This window comes from Methylobacterium sp. PvP105 (genome assembly GCF_017876975.1).
Classification (GTDB): domain Bacteria; phylum Pseudomonadota; class Alphaproteobacteria; order Rhizobiales; family Beijerinckiaceae; genus Methylobacterium; species Methylobacterium radiotolerans.
Map to the genome: position 1 here is coordinate 4210519 of NZ_JAGIPA010000001.1, position 17292 is coordinate 4227810.

The following is a 17292-nucleotide window of genomic DNA, read 5'->3' on the forward strand; positions in this document are numbered from 1 at the left end:
ACGCGGGGCGTCAAGTGACTTATCTACCACTCGATATAAAAGTTGGAGTCCAGAGGCAATGGTGATGGGGCGCCCCCGGTCCTTCGACACGGACAAGGCCCTCGACGAGGCGATGGAGGTGTTCTGGCGCCACGGCTACGACGGCGCGAGCCTCGCGATGCTGACGAAGGCGATGGGCATCAAGCCTCCGAGTCTCTACGCGGCCTTCGGCAGCAAGGAGGGGCTGCTCAAGGCCGCCCTCGACCGATACGCGCAGCGTCGTTCCGAGCACATGCGCTTCGTCCTGGCGGGCGAGACCGCGCACGACGTGGCCGAGCGCTTCCTGAGCAGCATCGCCGAGAGCCACACCGATCCGGCGAACCCGCCCGGCTGCCTCCTGGTCCAGGGCGGGCTCGCCTGCGGGGCGGGTTCGGAGAACATCCCGTTCGAGCTGGCAGCCCGGCGGGCGCAGAGCGAGATGGAACTTCGCGAGCGCTTCGTCCGGGCCCGGGAGGACGGTGACCTCCCGGCGGACGCCGATCCGGTCGCCCTCGCACGGTTCCTGTCGACCGTCGCCTCCGGCATGGGCGTGCTGGCCTCCTCGGGCGCCGACCGCGAGGCGCTGCGGGAAGTCGCGCGCGTCTCGCTGCGGGCCTTCGCGAAGGGGGAGGACGTTTGAGACGCGCTTACCCGGCGCGATCTTGCACCCCGGACCGGTCGATCGACCCTGGACGGTGCCGGGCCAGGACGTCGCGCAGCGCCCGCGCGACCTGCTCGGCCGAGTAAGGTTTGCGCACGAGCTCGAATCCGTGCGCGTCGTCCCGCGCGAGCGCGTCGCTGTAGCCGGTGGTCAGAATGACCGGCAGCGCGGGGTGGTCGGCGCGCAGCCGGCGCGCGAGCTCGACGCCGCCCATCCCGGGCATCACCACGTCCGAGAAGACGGCGTCGAACCGGAACGGCACCTTCTCCATCTCGGCGAGCGCGGCCTCGGCGTTGTGGGCCCAGACGGTCGCGTGGCCGAGATCTTCCAGGAGCTGCGTGCAGAAGCGCCCGACCTCGAGATTGTCCTCCACGACCAGCACGCAGAGCGCGCGGTCCTCGCCTGCCGGCGCGTCCATGACGGCCCCGTCGTCCGCCGCCGCGGGCGGCGGGTCGACCTCCGGCAAGTAGAGGGTGAAGGTCGCCCCGCGACCGACATGGCTCACGACCTCGACGTCGCCGCCCGACTGCTTGGTGAAGCCGATCACCTGTGAGAGGCCGAGCCCCGTGCCCTTGCCGACGGCCTTGGTGGTGAAGAAGGGCTCGAAGATCCGTCCCAGCAGATCCGGCGCCACGCCAGGCCCCTCGTCCGTCACCGCGACGGCGGCGAACGGTCCGGGTGCGCCGGCATGGCCGCGGATCGGCGGCAGGGCGGCGCCGCAGGTGAGCCTGAGCGTCAGCGTGCCCTCGCCGTCCATGGCGTCGCGGGCATTCATTGCGAGGTTGACCAAAGCCGTCTCGAATTGGCTCGGGTCGGCCCGCACGTGGCAGCGCGCGTCGTAGATCTCCGTCACGATCCGGACGCGCCCGCCCGTCACGGCGTTCAGCATGTCGGCCATCTCGCCCAGCCGCGCCCCGACATCGAAGACTTCGGGCGCGAGCGGCTGGCGACGGGCGAAGGCCAGGAGCTGGTTCGTCAGCCGCGCGGCGCGGTCGACCGTGTCGGAGACCGCCTCCAGGTAACGGGTGCGGCGCTCCTCGGCGAGATTTGGCCGGCGCAGGAACTCGACGGACGAGCGGATGATGGTCAGCAGGTTGTTGAAGTCGTGCGCGACGCCGCCGGTGAGCTGGCCGACCGCCTCCATCCGCTGCGCGTGGCGCAGCGCCTCCTCGGCGCGCGCGATCTGCTCCTGGTGGCGCAGGCGCTCGGTGATGTCCTGGGCGTACTGGAAGGCGCCGATCCGTCGACCGCGCGCGTCGCGCAGCGTCGTGAACTTCAGCTCGTAAGAGGGCCGCTTGCGGCCGGGATCGCCGAAGGCCTCCGCGACGGTGAACTCCTCGCCCGCGAGGGCGCGTGACCAGACCGCCTGCGCGGCGGCACGCTGCTCGGGATAGCCGGACAGCAGATCCAGCAGATTGGCCCCCACGGCCGGGCGCAGGCCGTAAATCGCCTCGAACGCGTCAGCGTAAGCCGCGTTCACGGCGAGGAAACGGTACTCGGTATCCAGCGCGCCCACGAGCGCGTCGGTGGTCTCGAACACGTCCGCCCAGAGCTTGCGCTGAGCGAGGGCCTCCGCGACGCGCCGCTCCAGGGTGGCGTTCATCTCGCGCAGACGGTCCTCGGCGAGCTTGCGGTCGTGGATATCCTCGACCACGCCGTACCAGCGGACAATGGCACCGTCCTCGGCCCGGCGCGGCTGCGCGCGGGCGCGCATCCACCGGTAAGTCCCGGTCCGCGCGACGCGGATGCGGTAATCGACATCGACCGTCTCGCCCGAAGCGAGGCACTGCGTGAACACCGTGATGGTCCACGGCAGATCATCCGGGTGCAGCGCCCTGGTCCAGCCCGTGCCGTCCGGCTCGCCGGGCGCCTGTCCCGTCAGGTCGAGCCAGCGCTTGGAGTAGGAGGTGATGTTGCCCTGCGGGTCGCAGGTCCACGGCACCTGCGGGTTGAGTTCGACCGTGTGGCGGAAGTGATCCTCGCTCTCGCGCAGCCGCGCCTCGCCGAGGACGCGCGCCGTGGTCTCGGCGGTGACGCAGAACAGGCCGCTGATCGCTCCGGCATCGTCCAGCACCGGCGAGTAGGTGAAGGACCACCAGCCCTGCTCGGACCGGCCGTCCCGCGACAGGTCGAGCATGACGTCGGTCAGGGTCTGGCTCTCGCCCGCGAGGGTCGCAGACACCAGGGGTGCGATCTCGTCCCAGATGCTGGCCCAGACCTCGCGGAAGGGACGACCGAGGGCCGTGGCGAGGCGGTAGCCGAGGACCGGCCGGTAGGCGTCGTTGTAGAAGCAGAGCAGGTCCGGTCCCCAGGCCAGGAACATCGCGGTGGGGCAGGATAGCATCAGTCCGAGCGCGCTGCGCAGGGCCGACGGCCACCCGTCGGGCGGCCCGAGCGGCGTTTCCGCCCAGTCACGGGCGCGGATCTCCGTCCCCGTCAGACCGCCGGGCGGCAGGAACCTGAACGGATCAGCCACGACGGAACCGTGCCGCCGGCGGGACGTCTCGGTGACCGCGCGCGCTCCGCCCGGTCGAGCGGGCGCCCGCCCCGATCGGAGGCTGCCGCGTGGCCCGGTACTCGGCGCGAGATGAGGTTCTGCCGGTCATGCCGTCCGTGTCACCTGTCGTCCCGAGGTCGCCGACGATGATCGTTGTCGACGCGCGATGTTCCCAGATTCGGATCCCGCGCGGGCGATCGCTGCCGCGCCGTATATGGCGATCCGAACCCGTCGTGTCGGCGCGGGATCCCGCGGGGAAATGCCGCCGGCCCGATGTTTATTGCCGGCGGCCATACTTTCGCCGCCCGAGAACCCCTCTCACGGAACCATCCGGACCGTGCGAAACTACCATTCCGATGGACCTCTCCCGCATACGCGAGGACGAAGCGGCGCGCCTGCGCGCCCTCGACCGTTACTGCCTGGTCGACACGCCGCGTGAGCAGGATTTCGACGAGATTGCCGAGGCGGCCGCCGAGCTGTGCGGGACTCCCATCGCGGTGGTCAACTTGGTCGGGGACGGGCGGCAATTCTTCAAGGCCGAAGTCGGACTGGGCATACGGCAGACGCCAATCGAAACTTCGTTCTGTCGCCAGGCTATCCTGCAGCAGGATTTCCTCCACGTACCCGACGCGACGCGGGACCCGCGCTTCCAGGGCAATCCGCTCGTCACGGGGGAGCCGGGGCTGCGCTTCTATGCCGGGGCGCTGCTGAAGACCGCCGACGGTCATCCAATCGGCACCGTCTGCGTCCTCGACACCAAGCCCCATCAGCTCAGCGACCGGCAGCGCGCGGGCCTGCTCCGGCTCGCCCGCCAGACGATGGCGCAGATGGAGCTGCGCCGCTCCCTGCGCGAGCAGGCCGAGCAGCGCCTGCTGCACGCGCGCATCCTCGACAGCGCCACCGACTATGCCATCGTGGCGATGGATCCCGAGGGACGCGTCACCCGCTGGAACGCCGGTGCCGAGCGCATCCTGGGCTGGTCGGAAGCCGAGATGCTGGGTGGCACGATCGGGGTGATCTTCACCCACGAGGATCGCGCCGCCGAGCGGCCGACGCGTGAGATGAGGCAATCCCTCGAGTCGGGCAGCGCGCCGGACGAGCGCTGGCATCTGCGCAAGGACGGCAGCCGCTTCTGGGCCAGCGGCGAGATCATGCCGCTGAGATCCGAGGACGGCGCCCTCGTGGGGTTCGTCAAGATCCTGCGTGACCGCACCGAGCAGCGCGCGGCCGACGCCGCCTTGGAGGCCAGCGAGCTGCGCTACCGCTCGCTCGTCGAGGTCAGCCCGCAGATCGTCTGGTTCGCCAACGCGGAGGGCAGCGTCACCTACTGCAACGCCTACTGGTACGATTACACGGGCCTACCCGCCGGCGCGACCGGCGAGCAGAGCTGGATGAGCGTCATCCATCCCGATCACCGGGAGGCGACGCGTGCGGCGTGGCTCGCGGCGGCCGGCGCGGGGCGTCTCTACGAGGTGGAGTTCCCCCTGCGGCGCGCGGACGGGCAGTACCGCTGGTTCCTCTCCCGCGCCCACCCCGTCCGCGACGGGGACGGCGAGCGGCGCAGCTGGATCGGCACGACCATCGATATCCACGAGCGCAAGTTGGCCGAGGAGCGCTTCCAGGTCCTGACCGAGCTGGCCCCGGCGATAATCTGGTTCGGCAATCCGGACGGCAGCCTCAACTACCTCAACGACCGGTGGTACGCCTACACCGGCCAGACGCCCGAGCAGGCGCTGCCGATGGGCTGGGACCGGCCGGTCCATCCGGACGACCTCCCGGGCCTGCTGCAGGCGTGGGAGACGGCGCGGAGCCGGGAGGTCATGTACGACACCGAGGCCCGCCTGCGCCGCCACGACGGCACCTACCGCTGGTTCCTCATTCGGGCCGAGCCCCTGAAGGACGCGAGCGGCGCGGTCGTGGGCTGGCTCGGCAGCAACAGTGACATCCATGACCGGCGCCGCGCCGAACTGGAGTTGCGTGAGGCCAGGGAGCAGCTGGCCTTGGCCGTCGAGGCCACCGCCACCGGGATCTTCGACTACGATCTCGTCGCCGACGTGTTGACCTGGGACGCGCGCACCCGCGCCCTGTTCGGCCTGCCGCCCGACGCGCCCGTGAGCTACGACGTCTTCCTGGCCGGGCTTCACCCGGATGACCGCGCCTGGGTCGACGCGGCGGTCCAGCGCGCCATCGACCCGACCGGTCTCGGCACCTACGACATCGCCTTTCGCGTTGTCGGATTGCAGGACGGGGTCGAGCGCTGGGTCGCCGCTAAGGGTCAAGCCTTCGCGGCGGACGGGCGGACGGTGCGATTCATCGGCACCACGCGCGACGTCACCGCGAGCCGGCGCGCCGAGAATGCGACCCGCGAGGCGGAGGAGCGCTATCGGCTCGCGGCCCGTGCGACCAACGACGCGATCTGGGACTGGGATCTGGCGAGCGACCACATCCTCTGGAACGAGGCCGTGCAGACCCTGTTCGGCTACGCGGCCGACGCGGTGGGCGCGAGCGGGTCGTGGTGGAAGGCGCAGATCCACCCCGAAGACCGGGCGCGCGTGACGGCCGGCATCTACGCCGTGATCGACGACAGCATCGAGCACTGGTCCGAGGAGTACCGCTTCCGGAAAGCGGATGGCGACTACGCCTACGTTCTCGACCGCGGCTACGTGCTGCGCGACGCGGCCGGGCAGGCCGTGCGGATGATCGGTGCCATGCTCGACATCACTGAGCGCAAGCGCGCCGAGGAGCATCAGCGCCTTCTCACCGGTGAGTTGCAGCACCGGGTCAAGAACACGCTGGCGATGGTCCAGGCCATCGCCAACCAGACGTTCCGCAACGCCGCCGACCTGGACGCGGCCCGGGACGCCTTCTCGGCGCGCCTGATCCTGCTGGGCCGCGCGCACGACATCCTGACCCGGGCGAGCTGGACCGAGGCACCCATCGCCGACGTGGTGGACGGCGCTCTCGCGGTGCATCAGGGCGGCGCCGGGACGCGCATCCGCGTGAGCGGGCCCGGCGTGCTCCTCGCCGCCAAGCCGGCGCTCGCCCTGGCGCTGGCGCTGCACGAACTCGCCACCAACGCGGCCAAGTACGGGGCGCTCTCGACCGCGGAGGGCGGCGTCGATCTCCGCTGGCACGTGGTACACGAGGCCGCCGAGCCGCGCTTCTGCCTGACATGGTCGGAGACGGGTGGACCGCCGATCCTCGCGCCCCCCGTGCGGCGCGGCTTCGGCTCGCGGCTGATCGAGCGCAGCTTCTCCGTCGAAGTCGGCTGCGAGGTCAGGCTCACCTTCGCCCCGACCGGCCTGATCTGCCGGCTCGAAGCCCCCCTCGCCGCGATGCAGGAAGCGCCGAGCGCCGCCGCCTGAGACGCGGCCTGACAGGCTCTCGCGCGGGCGCGTCAGGTCCGGGTGCCGCGGGCCCGCGATACCCGCGGCGCGCGGGTCGGGCCTTCCGCCGACGCGATCACCAGCGCCGCGAGAACGACGGCGGCCGCGTCCTCGGCCAAGCCGCGGCTCTGGCCGGACGCGGTACGAGAATCGCCACCCCGTGCCGACCGGCCGATCAGCGTGCCCGCGACCGCGCCGGCCGCGCCGGCCAGGGCCCCAAATTCGGGTGAGGTGCGTTGCCCGGCCAGGGCCCATCCGCCGACCGCACCGATGGCCAGTCGGAACGCGAAGGAGGGAGGGATGCGGCGATCGGGCGCGAACGGCATCTTGTCGCCGGCCATCTCCGCCAGGGCGGCCGCCGTCGCCACCCCGCGCGCGGCGACACCGGCCGGGATCGGCGCGCGGCGCGTCCGTCCTCCAGAGGCGGCCCAGGTCAGGGCGGCGCAGGCCGACAGGCTCCGCATCCCCGCGACGAACCCGATGCCGAAAGAGGTCGCGTAGCCCTGCATGTCGCCCGTCCGCGCGTTCACTGTCCAAGGGCAAGGCGGCGGCGGGACGCGCTGTTCCGAGCGTGCGGCGGTCCGCAGCGCCCGTGGAACCGCGCCACATCCGGATCGCCCCGCAGTCGGCGCCCTAGCCCATCGTCTCTCGCATCAGTTCCGGCACGACGCCCGGCAGTTCCCGGGCAAGGAAGCCGACCGGGCCGATCGCCCCGGCGAGGCGCCGGCCGGCTTCGCCGTGCAGGAACACGCCCCAGAGAGCGGCCGAGATCGGCGGCAGGCCGCGCGCGAGGAGCCCGACGATGAGGCCGGCCAGAACGTCGCCCGAGCCCGACGTCGCGAGGCCGATGCCACCGCCGGCATAGAGCCAGCGCCCGCCCTGCGGCTCCACGATCCACGTCGTGGCCCCCTTCATCACCACGACCGATCCCAGAAGCTCGGCTGCCGCGCGCGCCGCCTCGAGCGGATCCGCCTCCACCGCCTCGCGGCGGCGGTCCAGGAGCCGCGCCATCTCGCCGGCATGGGGCGTGACTACCGCCCGCCCGGCGCGGGCCCTGACGGCCCCCGCACGGGCGCGGAGCTCGGACAGTGCGGTGGCGTCGAGGATGAAGGACGCGTCGGCGCCGAGCAGCTCGACCGCGAGTGCCGCGGTCGGCGCCTCGCCGAGCATTCCGGGCCCGATCAGGACGGCGTCGCATCCGTCCGCCAGCGTCCGCAGGCTGGTCGCAGCCTGCGCGACATCGACGGCGCCATCCGCGGTCTCCGGCAATCCGACGACCATGGCTTCGGGCACCATCAGTCCCATGCCGGCGGCCGCGCGCGCGACGGTCGCGATCCTCAGCCTCCCGGCGCCCGCGCGCAGGGCGGCGACGGCGGCCAGCAGGGCCGCCCCCGGGACCGAGGCCGAGCCGGCAACCACGAGCGCCCTGCCGCGCGCGTCCTTGCTCCCCGCTTGCGGGAGCGGCAGCGGGTGCTCCCTGAGAGAAGCGGCCGTGAGGGGCGTGTGCTTCATCGGGCGAGCGTGGCCGCAGTAGGTCGGATTCTCATGATCGCTCTGCCATGGGCTATCGCCGCCCCGAGGTCGCGGCGCGGCGGTCCGGGCTTGCCGATGACAGCCCGGCAGGATGACAGTTGGTTCCGACGACCGACCGCTCGGGCTATCGCCCCGCTCGGAGCGGGACGAGCCGCGTGCCCTCTCCGACGCGCCTGGAGCGCACCGCGAAGGCGGCCGGAAACGACAAAGGCCGCAGAGCTGCGGCCTTGTACGTCGCTCGTATGGTTGGGAAAACTGGAGCGGGCGAAGGGATTCGAACCCTCGACCCCAACCTTGGCAAGGTTGTGCTCTACCCCTGAGCTACACCCGCTCACTGTGCCGCGCCGCCCGGACTTTCGTGCCGGCGGCCCCCGGCGCGGCTCTCTAAACACCATTCCGCCGGGCGACGCAAGCGCCCTTTTCGCGAACCGTGACGATTTACCAATTCGGCTCCGGCGGGAGGCTCTCGCGGAGCTCTCGGAGACGGGCGCGGGTCCCCCGCGTTGTGCCCTCGGGGAGCGCGTCCACCGGGAAGAAGGCGCACTCGGCGATCTCCCGATCCGGCGCCTTGGGACACAGGACCGTGAAGGCCGGCAGGACGAACAGGGCGACGTGGTCCCGGGGAGCGGCGGCGACGTTCCGATAGAGGCCATGCAGGCGCGGCTCTCCCTCGGGGACGATCTCCGCCTCCTCGCGGAACTCCCGCACCATCGCGTCGCGCGCGGTCTCGCCGCGCTCGACGCCGCCGCCAGGAAGGTGCCAGCCACTCACGTAGGTGTGGCGCACCAGGGCCACCCGCCCCGCCCCGTCGAGTGCGACGCCGCGCACGCCGAGGGTCATGCCCCGGGACGCGAGCGCCCCGAGGTGAAACAGGCGCCGCAGGACCGGCCGATCGAGGATCATGCGGCTGCGCGGCTCACACGACGTCGAGGGTGATGGCGCCGAGACCGTCGATCGCCGCGACCATGCGCTGGCCGCGCTGGACCGGACCGACGCCGGAGGGCGTGCCGGTGAAGATCAGGTCGCCGGCCTGTAGGACGAAGTAGCCCGAAAGGTAGGCGATCTGCTCGGCGACGGACCAGATCATGTCGGCGAGGTCGCCCTTCTGGCGGATCTCGCCGTCGACCGACAGGGTGATCGCGCCCTTCGCCGGGTGGCCGATGACGGAGACCGGGTGGAGGGCGCCGACCGGGCCCGAACCGTCGGCGGCCTTGGCGGTGTCCCAGGGCCGGGACATCTTCTTGGCCTCGTCCTGGACGTCGCGCCGGGTCATGTCGAGGCCGATGGCGTAGCCGTAGACGTGCTCCAGCGCGGTCTCGGCCGGAATGTCGCTGCCGCCGCTGGCGAGGGCCGCCACCATCTCCACCTCGAAATGGTAGTTGGCGGTCTTCGGCGGGTAGGCGTGGGCCGTGGGTTCCGGGCCGACGATCTGCAGGGCGTCGGCAGGCTTCATGAAGAAGAACGGCGGCTCACGGTCCGGGTCCGCACCCATCTCACGGGCATGGGCGGCGTAGTTGCGGCCGACGCAGTAGACGCGGCGCACGGGGAAGAAGTCGCTGCTGCCGACGATGGGGAGCGCGATGCGGGGCGGGTTCTGGATGACGGAGAGCATCTCTGCCTCTGCGTTGGATCGTCCGGGTGGCCCGGCGCGACGACGCACGGGCCCTACATCACCGTTGTAAGGTTCGCATCGGCGCGCGCCATACCGGCGCTTGCGTACGGCCTCCTCTGGCCTACAGAATCCACGCGATGACGCCGACAGCCGACCTCGACACCCTGCTGACCGCCCTCCGGGACGGGCTCGGCGCGCGGCACGTGCTGACGGACCCGGACGGCCTGGCGCCCTACCTGACGGAGAGCCGACGCCTGTTCACCGGGTCGGCCCTGGCCGTGCTGCGGCCGGGAAGCACGGAGGAGGTCGCCTTCGCGGTCCGCGCCTGCACGCAGGCCGGCGTCGCCGTGGTGCCGCTCGGCGGCAACACCGGCCTCACCGGCGCCGGCGTGCCGCGCGGCGGCGTCGTTTTGTCTCTGGAGCGCGTGAACCGCCTGCGCGCGGTGGATCCCGTGGACGCCACCATCACGGTGGAGGCCGGGATGATCCTGCAGGACGTGCAGGAGGCGGCCGAGGCCGCCGGCATGCTGTTCCCGCTCTCCTACGCGTCGCGCGGATCCGCCCGGATCGGCGGCGGCGTCAGCACCAATGCCGGCGGCATCGCGGTCCTCGCCTACGGGAACGCCCGCGACCTCGTCCTCGGGCTCGAGGTCGTCCTCGCCGACGGGCGCGTCTGGAACGGGCTCAAGGCCCTGCGCAAGGACAATGCCGGCTACGACCTGAAGCAGCTCTTCATCGGGTCGGAAGGCACGCTGGGCGTCGTCACGGCGGCGGTTCTGAAGCTGTTCCCGCGGCCGCGCTCGACGAGCGTCGCCTTCGTGGGGCTCGCCTCGGCCAGGGCGGCCCTGGACCTGTTCGTCTTCCTGCGGACGCGGATGGACCGCGACCTCACGGCGTTCGAGTACCTGCCGCCCTTCGCCCTCGAGATCGTGCTGCGCCACGTGCCGGGCACGGTTCGGCCCCTCGACGGCGCGCACGGCGCCTACGCCCTGATCGAGGTCGCGTCCGCCCGCCCCGATGCCGACACGGGGGCCGAACTCGAGTCGGCCCTCGGGCAGGCCCTGGAGGACGGGATGATCGCCGACGCCACGATCGCGACCAGCGGGGCCCAGAACGCCGCGCTCTGGCGCCTGCGCGAAGGCGTTCCCGAGGCGCAGACCCGCGAGGGCGCCTCGATCAAGCACGACGTCTCGGTGCCGCTCTCCCGCCTGCCCGAGTTCCTGGAGCGGGCGGGCGCGGCCTGCCTCGCCGAGATGCCGGGCCTGAGGCCTTGCGGCTTCGGCCATTTCGGCGACGGCAACATCCACTTCAACCTGTCGCAACCGCTCGGCATGGAGCCCGCAGAGTTCCTCGCCGCGTGGGGTCGGTTCAACCGGATCGTTCACGACCTCGTGCACGCGCTCGGCGGCTCCATCGCGGCCGAGCACGGCGTCGGGCTGATCAAGCGCGAGGAACTCGCGCGCTACGGCGACCCGGTCGGGCTCGACCTGATGCGGCGCCTCAAGGCCGCCCTGGATCCGGAAGACCTGCTCAACCCCGGCAAGGTCCTCGTGCGGACCGACCGCGCCGCGCCGACGGGCTGAGGAAATTTGTGCATCGCGCCATAATTCGGCGCGCAGGCGGGTGCAGGACGGCCACGCCGCGCCGCCAACCGGCCGGGCGGCCCGTCGCGTTAAGCCGCTGCTAACGCTTCGGACAGACCTTCATCACAGACGGCGGAGACGGATCCGTCAGCGCCAGGCATGGCAATTGCTCTGAGGCCTCCCTATCTCGCACATGCGAGATCGAACGACGAACCGTCACCGACAGGCTGTTTTCATACCCATCTGGAGACCGACGGAATGCCCACCTCTCAGGCCCGCGTGCAGACCACCGAGGCGAGCCGCTACCTGCAGCAGCTCTGCCGGCACTGGAGCCACAAGTTCAAGGTCGAGGCGACCCCCGTTCACGGCACCGTGCCCTTCGGCGAGGACCGCGTCTGCACCTTCGATGCCGAGCCCGACGCCCTGGTGATGCGCATCGACAGCTCCGACCCGGTCAACCTTACCCGGCTCGAGAACGTCGTGGCCGACCACCTCGCCCGCTTCGCCTTCCGCGAGAGCCTCGGCGACATCCGCTGGTCGCGCGCCGCCTGAGGGACCGCGCGGCGCGATCACGCCGACCCGTCCGGACGCCGGCCCGGGCGGGCTGCCCGATCCCGCCCGAAGCGCGGCAGTGGCGCACCACTTGCACGCGAACCCGGCTTGCGGCCAGATCGGGCGCCGCCGCGACCGGGATCGATTGATGAAGCGACGCACCCTGCTGACAGGCGCCGGAGCCCTGATGGCCGGCGCCCTCGCCAAGCCGGCACTGGTCCGCGCGGCCTCGGCGACGACCCTGCGGTTCGTGCCCTACGCGGACTTGGCGCTTCTCGACCCGATCATCACCACCAACTACGTCACGCGCACCCACGCGCTGATGATCTTCGACACCCTCTACAGCCTCGACACCGCCTACCGCGCCCAACCGCAGATGGTGGCGGGGCACGAGGTCGCGTCCGACGGCCTCACGTGGCGCCTGACCCTGCGGGACGGCCTGCGCTTCCACGACGGGACGCCGGTCCTCGGCCGCGACGTCGTGGCGAGCCTGAAGCGCTGGGCGCAGCGCGATGCCTACGGCGGGGCCCTGTTCGCGACCGTGGATGAACTCACGGCGCCCACCGACACGGTCGTGCAGTTCCGCCTGAAGCGGCCCTTCCCGCTCCTGCCGGACGCCCTGGCCAAACCGACTTCCTACGTCCCGGTGATCATGCCGGAGCGCCTGAGCGCGACACCCGCGACGCAGCCGGTGCCGGAGATGGTCGGCAGCGGCCCGTTCCGCTTCGCCGCCGACGAGCGGGTCCCGGGTTCGCTCAACGTCTACCGCCGGTTCGAGGCCTATCGACCGCGCGCCGACGGCACGCCGAGCTTCACGGCCGGACCGCGGATCGCGCATTTCGACCGCGTCGAGTGGCGCACGATCCCCGACGGCGCGACCGCGGCCGGCGCCCTGCGCTCGGGCGAGATCGACTGGTGGGAGCAGCCGCTCGTCGACCTCGTGCCGGACCTGAGCCGCCAGCCCGCCGTGCGCGTGGATCTGGTGGAGACCGCCGGGCTGATCGGCCAGATCCGCCTCAACCACACCCTGCCGCCCTTCGACAATCCCGCGATCAGCCGGGCGCTCCTCGCGGCCGTCGACCAGACCGAGATGATGGACGCCGTCGCCGGCAGCGACCCGGCGATCCGGCGCGGGCCCGTCGGCATCTTCACGTCCGGCGGACCGATGGCGTCGTCGGCCGGCATGGAGGCGCTGACCGGCCCCCGCGACCTCGCCGCCGCGAAACGGGCTCTGGCGGCGGCGGGCTACAAGGGCGAGCGCGTCGTGCTGCTCTCCGGGACCGACGTGCCGCGGATCAACGCGATCTGCGAGGTGATGGCCGATGCCTGCCGGAAGATCGGGATGAACCTCGACGTCGTCGCCACCGACTGGGGCACGGTCAACCAGCGGATCCTGAACGCCAAGCCCCTGGACCAGGGCGGCTGGTCGATGTTCGGCATCTTCTCCGGCGGGCTGGACCACCTCTCGCCGGCCTACCACCTGGCCGTCCGCGGGAACGGCCGGGCCGGCGTGCCAAGCTGGCTGACGGACGCGCCCCTGGAGGAGCTGCGCGGCGCGTGGTTCGACGCGCCGGACCTCGACGCCCAGAAGGCCCTGGCGGCGCGGATCCAGGCGCGGGCGCTGGAGGTCGGCGCCTACCTGCCCTGCGGCCAGTATTTCCAGCCGACCGCCTACCGGCGGGACCTCGAAGGCATGCTGACCGGGCTGCCGCTGTTCTGGAATCTGCGCCGGTCGGCCTGACCGGGCAGTTGCGGGCTCACCCGACGCTCATCAGGCTGGCATTGCCGCCGGCCGCCGCGATGTTGATCGTGGTGGTGACCTCCTCCACCAGGCCGGCCGGATCGTAGAGGTCGCCGGCCGCCAGCGCCTCCGGGCAGCGGGCCTGGATCGGCAGGATCGCGCCGTCGCGCGCCGCGACGGCCCTGTTCACGGCCCTCAGGGCAGCGTCGTCGCCCGCGAACAGGACGCCGTCGATATCGCTCGCGCGCCCGAGATCCGGGGCTCGGGCGACCCGCGCCGCGCACGTCGCCGGCAGATCGCCCAGGGCCGGCCCGCGCCCCTCCGGCCCGACGACGACCGCCGCGTTGCCGGTGCCGAGGATCGCACCGAGCTGGAGAAGGAGCGCCGTCTCGGTCGCGGCGACGGCCGCGATCCGTCCCCGGGGACGCAGCGCGTACAGGTTGCGCTCCCCCACGGGACCGGCCAGAGCGGTCGCACCCCGGCCGGGATAGCGAACGGATTCGAGCCGGTCCGCGAGGTCGTGGCGGTGCCGCGACCGCAACCACGCCGTGTAGGGACGGAGCGCCCCGTCGTCGGCGGCCAGCCCGTCGCGGGCGGCGGCGGGCGCGCGTCGCAGCAGGCGGCCGAGGGAAAGCGGGCCGCCGGCCTTCGGGCCCGTCCCCGACAGCCCGGAGCCGCCGAAGGGCTGCACGCCGACGACCGCACCGATGATGTTGCGGTTCACGTAGCGGTTGCCGGCCCGCACGCGGCCGAGGACGCGGTCGATGGTCTCGTCGATGCGGCTGTGCAGCCCGAAGGTAAGTCCGTAGCCGGTCGCGTCGATCGCCGCGAGGAGCGCGTCGAGGGCGTCGCGGCGATAGCGCAGCACGTGCAGCACCGGCCCGAACACCTCCTGCTCGACATCGGCGACGGCCCCGATCTCGATCATGGTCGGCGGCACGAAGGTCCCGGCGTCGGCTTCGGGCGGCAGGGGGAACTGCGCCACCGGGAAGCCGCGCGCGCGCATGTGCGCCACGTGGCCGATGATCCGATCGGCGGCCTCGGCGGTGATGACCGGCCCGACATCGACGGCGAGGCGCCGCGGATCGCCCACTCGCAACTCCCGGAGAGCGCCTTTCAGCATGTGCAGCGTCAGGTCGGCGATCTCCTCCTGCAGGCACAGGATCCGGAGCGCGGAGCAGCGCTGGCCCGCGGAATCGAAGGCCGAGGCGATCACGTCGGCCACCACCTGCTCGGCGAGCGCCGAGGAATCGACCACGAGGGCGTTCTGGCCGCCGGTCTCGGCAACGAACGGCACCGGCTCGTTGAAGCGGTTCAGTCGCTCCGCCAGAGCGCGCTGAATGCCCTTGGCCACGGCCGTCGATCCGGTGAACATCACGCCCTGCACGCGCGGATCCTCGACCAGGGCGGCGCCGACTCTGCCGTCGCCCGGCAGGAGGTGCAGCGCCTCCGCGGGGATCCCGGCCGCGTGCAGCGCGCGGACGGCAGCCGCCGCGATCAGCGGGGTCTCCTCGGCGGGTTTCGCCAGGACCGTGTTGCCCGCCGCCAGGGCGGCCGCGACCTGACCGACGAAGATCGCCAGCGGGAAATTCCACGGCGCGATGCAGGCGACCGGGCCGAGCGGCGCGTGCGCGTCCCCGAGGGTCCGCTCGGCCTCGGCGGCGTCGTAGCGGAGGAAATCGACCGCCTCGCGGATCTCCGCGACGGCGCTCGCGTAGGTCTTGCCTGCCTCACGCACGACGAGCCCGATCAGCGTTGGCATCTGCGTCTCGAGGGCGTCGGCGGCCCGCCGCAGGCAGGCGGCGCGCTCTGTGGCTGGCGTCGCCGCCCAGCCGGCCGCGCCCGCCTGCGCGCGCCGCACGGCGACCGCCACGGTCTCGACCGTCGCCGCCTGGTAGAATCCGACGACGTCCCGGTGGTCGGCGGGATTGTGGACGGGTTCGTCGGCCGCCGCGTCATCCGCGACCGACGGCACCGCCCGCCACGCGGTGCGTCCGCTCGCCGCCAGCCCGCCCGACAGCCGGGCGAGCTCCACCTCGTCGGCGAGGTCGAGCCCGGCCGCGTTGGCGCGGGCCGGGCCGTAGAGCGCCCGGGGGGCCGCGATCCGCGGGTGCGGCGCGCCGGGATCCGGCGCGGCCTCGACGGCGGCGACCGGGTCGGCGATCAGGTCCGCCACCGGCACGGCCTCGTCGGCGACCCGGTTGACGAAGGACGTGTTGGCCCCGTTCTCCAGGAGGCGCCGCACCAGGTAGGCAAGCAGGGTCTCGTGCGTGCCTACCGGTGCGTAGATGCGGCAGGGCCGCTGCAGATCGGCGTCGGCCATCACGGCCTCGTAGAGCGGTTCGCCCATGCCGTGCAGGCACTGGAACTCGTACTGGCCGAGCCGGAAATCCGGGCCGGCCATCGCGACGATGCTCGCCAGTGTCTGGGCGTTGTGGGTGGCAAATTGCGGGAAGACCGCGTCGGGCGCGGCGAGCAGCCGCCGCGCGCAGGCAAGGTACGAGACGTCGGTGTGGACTTTCCGGGTGAAGACCGGGAAGTCCGAAAGACCGTCGACCTGCGCCCGCTTGATCTCGCTGTCCCAGTAGGCGCCCTTCACGAGCCGCACCATCAGCCGGCGCCGGCACCGCCGGGCGAGGTCGATCAGCACGTCGATGACGAAGGGGCAGCGCTTGCCGTAGGCCTGGACCACGAAGCCGAGCCCGTCCCAGCCGGCGAGTTCGGGGTCGGCGGCGAGCCGCTCAAGGATGTCGAGCGACAGGTCGAGGCGGTCGGCCTCCTCGGCGTCGATGTTGAGGCCGATGCCGTGGCCCATGGCGCGGCGGGCCAAGTCCAGCACGCGGGGATAGAGCTCGGCCAGGACCCGGTCACGCTGCGCGCGGACGTAGCGGGGGTGGAGCGCCGACAGCTTGATCGAGATGCCGGGGCCGAGGAGCACGCCGCGGCCGGCCGATGCCGCGCCGATCGCCGCGATGGCCTCCGCGTAGGCGCGGCGGAAGCGCTCGGCGTCCTCGGCGGTCACGGCGGCCTCGCCGAGCATGTCGTACGAGTAGGTGAAGCCCTTCGCCTCGAGCGGCGCCGCGTGCCGCAGGGCCTCGGCGATGGTCCGCCCCGCCACGAACTGCTCGCCCATCATCCGCATGGCGAGGTCGACGCCTTTGCGGATCACCGGCTCGCCGCCGCGGGCGATCAGCCGGGTGAGCGCGGCGGAGAGGCCGGCCTCGTCCCGGGTCGCCGTCAGCTTGCCGGTCACGAGCAGGCCCCAGGTCGCCGCGTTGACGAAGGGCGACGGACTGTGCCCGAGATGGGCCGCCCAGTCGCCGCCCGCGATCTTGTCGCGGATCAGCGCGTCCCGCGTCGCCGCGTCGGGGATGCGCAGCAGCGCCTCGGCGAGGCACATCAGCGCCACGCCTTCCTGGCTGGACAGCGCGTATTCGTGGATCAGACCCTCGACGCCGCCGCGTCGGCCCTGCCGCCGCAGGCTCTCGACGAGGCGCCGCGCGTGCTCGGCGACGCGCCGAGCGGCATCGGGCGGCAGGCGCGCCTCGGCGAGGAGCGCCGCCACGCAATCCGCTTCAGGCCGCCGGCAGGCCGCGATCACCGCCTGCCGCAGGGGCGAGCGGTCCGCCAGGGCGGGCGCGAACAGGCCGAACGGCTCGCTGGCCCCGACGGCTGCGTCGTCGACAACGCCGGATCCGGACATGGGCCG

11 protein-coding genes and 1 tRNA gene are annotated in these 17292 nt (G+C 72.4%); 5 read left to right on the top strand and 7 right to left on the bottom strand.

Annotation, left to right across the window (positions count from 1 at the left end):
* The first annotated feature begins 58 nt into the window (after positions 1-58).
* Positions 59-658, top strand: coding sequence for a TetR/AcrR family transcriptional regulator (locus J3A75_RS20710; RefSeq protein WP_012319995.1), 600 nt, complete (start codon positions 59-61; stop codon positions 656-658).
* Between the two features lie 7 nt (positions 659-665).
* Here J3A75_RS20710 and J3A75_RS20715 read toward each other — a convergent pair whose 3' ends face one another.
* Positions 666-3155, bottom strand: a complete 2490-nt coding sequence (locus J3A75_RS20715; RefSeq protein WP_070999826.1) for a PAS domain-containing protein — start codon at positions 3153-3155, stop codon at positions 666-668.
* Positions 3156-3532: 377 nt separating this feature from the next.
* Between J3A75_RS20715 and J3A75_RS20720 the strand changes: the two genes are divergently transcribed.
* Entirely contained in the window at positions 3533-6541 is a 3009-nt protein-coding gene (locus J3A75_RS20720; RefSeq protein WP_070999827.1) for a PAS domain S-box protein, read from the top strand.
* A 32-nt stretch (positions 6542-6573) separates the two neighbouring features.
* Here the strand turns inward: J3A75_RS20720 and J3A75_RS20725 are convergent, their stop codons facing one another.
* From J3A75_RS20725 to J3A75_RS20745, 5 genes are all read right to left on the bottom strand, one after another.
* The gene (locus tag J3A75_RS20725) at positions 6574-7071 is read right to left on the bottom strand and encodes a hypothetical protein (RefSeq protein WP_071000701.1); all 498 of its coding nucleotides are present in this window, start codon (positions 7069-7071) and stop codon (positions 6574-6576) included.
* Positions 7072-7195: 124 nt separating this feature from the next.
* On the bottom strand, positions 7196-8074 hold the full coding sequence (locus tag J3A75_RS20730) for an NAD(P)H-hydrate dehydratase (RefSeq protein WP_070999828.1): 879 nt from the start codon (positions 8072-8074) through the stop codon (positions 7196-7198).
* Between the two features lie 277 nt (positions 8075-8351).
* A tRNA-Gly gene (locus tag J3A75_RS20735) sits at positions 8352-8426 on the bottom strand.
* Between the two features lie 107 nt (positions 8427-8533).
* On the bottom strand, positions 8534-8998 hold the full coding sequence (locus J3A75_RS20740; protein ID WP_012320000.1) for an NUDIX domain-containing protein: 465 nt from the start codon (positions 8996-8998) through the stop codon (positions 8534-8536).
* 13 nt (positions 8999-9011) lie between these two features.
* Positions 9012-9707 carry a fumarylacetoacetate hydrolase family protein gene (locus J3A75_RS20745; RefSeq protein WP_070999829.1) on the bottom strand — a complete coding sequence of 232 codons (696 nt, stop codon included), beginning with the start codon at positions 9705-9707 and terminating at the stop codon, positions 9012-9014.
* 137 nt (positions 9708-9844) lie between these two features.
* On the opposite strand from J3A75_RS20745, the gene J3A75_RS20750 reads away from it, so the two are divergent.
* The 3 genes from J3A75_RS20750 to J3A75_RS20760 all read left to right on the top strand — a co-directional run bounded on the left by J3A75_RS20750 (position 9845) and on the right by J3A75_RS20760 (position 13583).
* Positions 9845-11290 (top strand): FAD-binding oxidoreductase, encoded by a 1446-nt coding sequence (locus J3A75_RS20750; protein ID WP_070999830.1) that lies wholly within the window; start codon positions 9845-9847, stop codon positions 11288-11290.
* 258 nt (positions 11291-11548) lie between these two features.
* Positions 11549-11842, top strand: a complete 294-nt coding sequence (locus J3A75_RS20755) for a DUF2218 domain-containing protein (protein WP_012320003.1) — start codon at positions 11549-11551, stop codon at positions 11840-11842.
* A 148-nt stretch (positions 11843-11990) separates the two neighbouring features.
* Positions 11991-13583 (top strand): ABC transporter substrate-binding protein, encoded by a 1593-nt coding sequence (locus J3A75_RS20760; protein WP_012320004.1) that lies wholly within the window; start codon positions 11991-11993, stop codon positions 13581-13583.
* A 16-nt stretch (positions 13584-13599) separates the two neighbouring features.
* Here the strand turns inward: J3A75_RS20760 and putA are convergent, their stop codons facing one another.
* Positions 13600-17286 (bottom strand): trifunctional transcriptional regulator/proline dehydrogenase/L-glutamate gamma-semialdehyde dehydrogenase, encoded by a 3687-nt coding sequence (gene putA, locus J3A75_RS20765; protein ID WP_209650714.1) that lies wholly within the window; start codon positions 17284-17286, stop codon positions 13600-13602.
* Between the last annotated feature and the right edge of the window lie 6 nt (positions 17287-17292).

Bases quoted from the DNA above. Each gene is read 5' to 3' on its own strand.
- J3A75_RS20745 (WP_070999829.1), bottom strand. From the start codon at position 9,707: ATGCTCTCCGTCATCCAGAACCCGCCCCGCATCGCGCTCCCCATCGTC.
- J3A75_RS20730 (WP_070999828.1), bottom strand. From the start codon at position 8,074: ATGAAGCACACGCCCCTCACGGCCGCTTCTCTCAGGGAGCACCCGCTG.
- J3A75_RS20740 (WP_012320000.1), bottom strand. From the start codon at position 8,998: ATGATCCTCGATCGGCCGGTCCTGCGGCGCCTGTTTCACCTCGGGGCG.
- J3A75_RS20750 (WP_070999830.1), top strand. From the start codon at position 9,845: ATGACGCCGACAGCCGACCTCGACACCCTGCTGACCGCCCTCCGGGAC.
- J3A75_RS20760 (WP_012320004.1), top strand. From the start codon at position 11,991: ATGAAGCGACGCACCCTGCTGACAGGCGCCGGAGCCCTGATGGCCGGC.
- J3A75_RS20725 (WP_071000701.1), bottom strand. From the start codon at position 7,071: ATGCAGGGCTACGCGACCTCTTTCGGCATCGGGTTCGTCGCGGGGATG.
- putA (WP_209650714.1), bottom strand. From the start codon at position 17,286: ATGTCCGGATCCGGCGTTGTCGACGACGCAGCCGTCGGGGCCAGCGAG.
- J3A75_RS20720 (WP_070999827.1), top strand. From the start codon at position 3,533: ATGGACCTCTCCCGCATACGCGAGGACGAAGCGGCGCGCCTGCGCGCC.
- J3A75_RS20710 (WP_012319995.1), top strand. From the start codon at position 59: ATGGTGATGGGGCGCCCCCGGTCCTTCGACACGGACAAGGCCCTCGAC.
- J3A75_RS20755 (WP_012320003.1), top strand. From the start codon at position 11,549: ATGCCCACCTCTCAGGCCCGCGTGCAGACCACCGAGGCGAGCCGCTAC.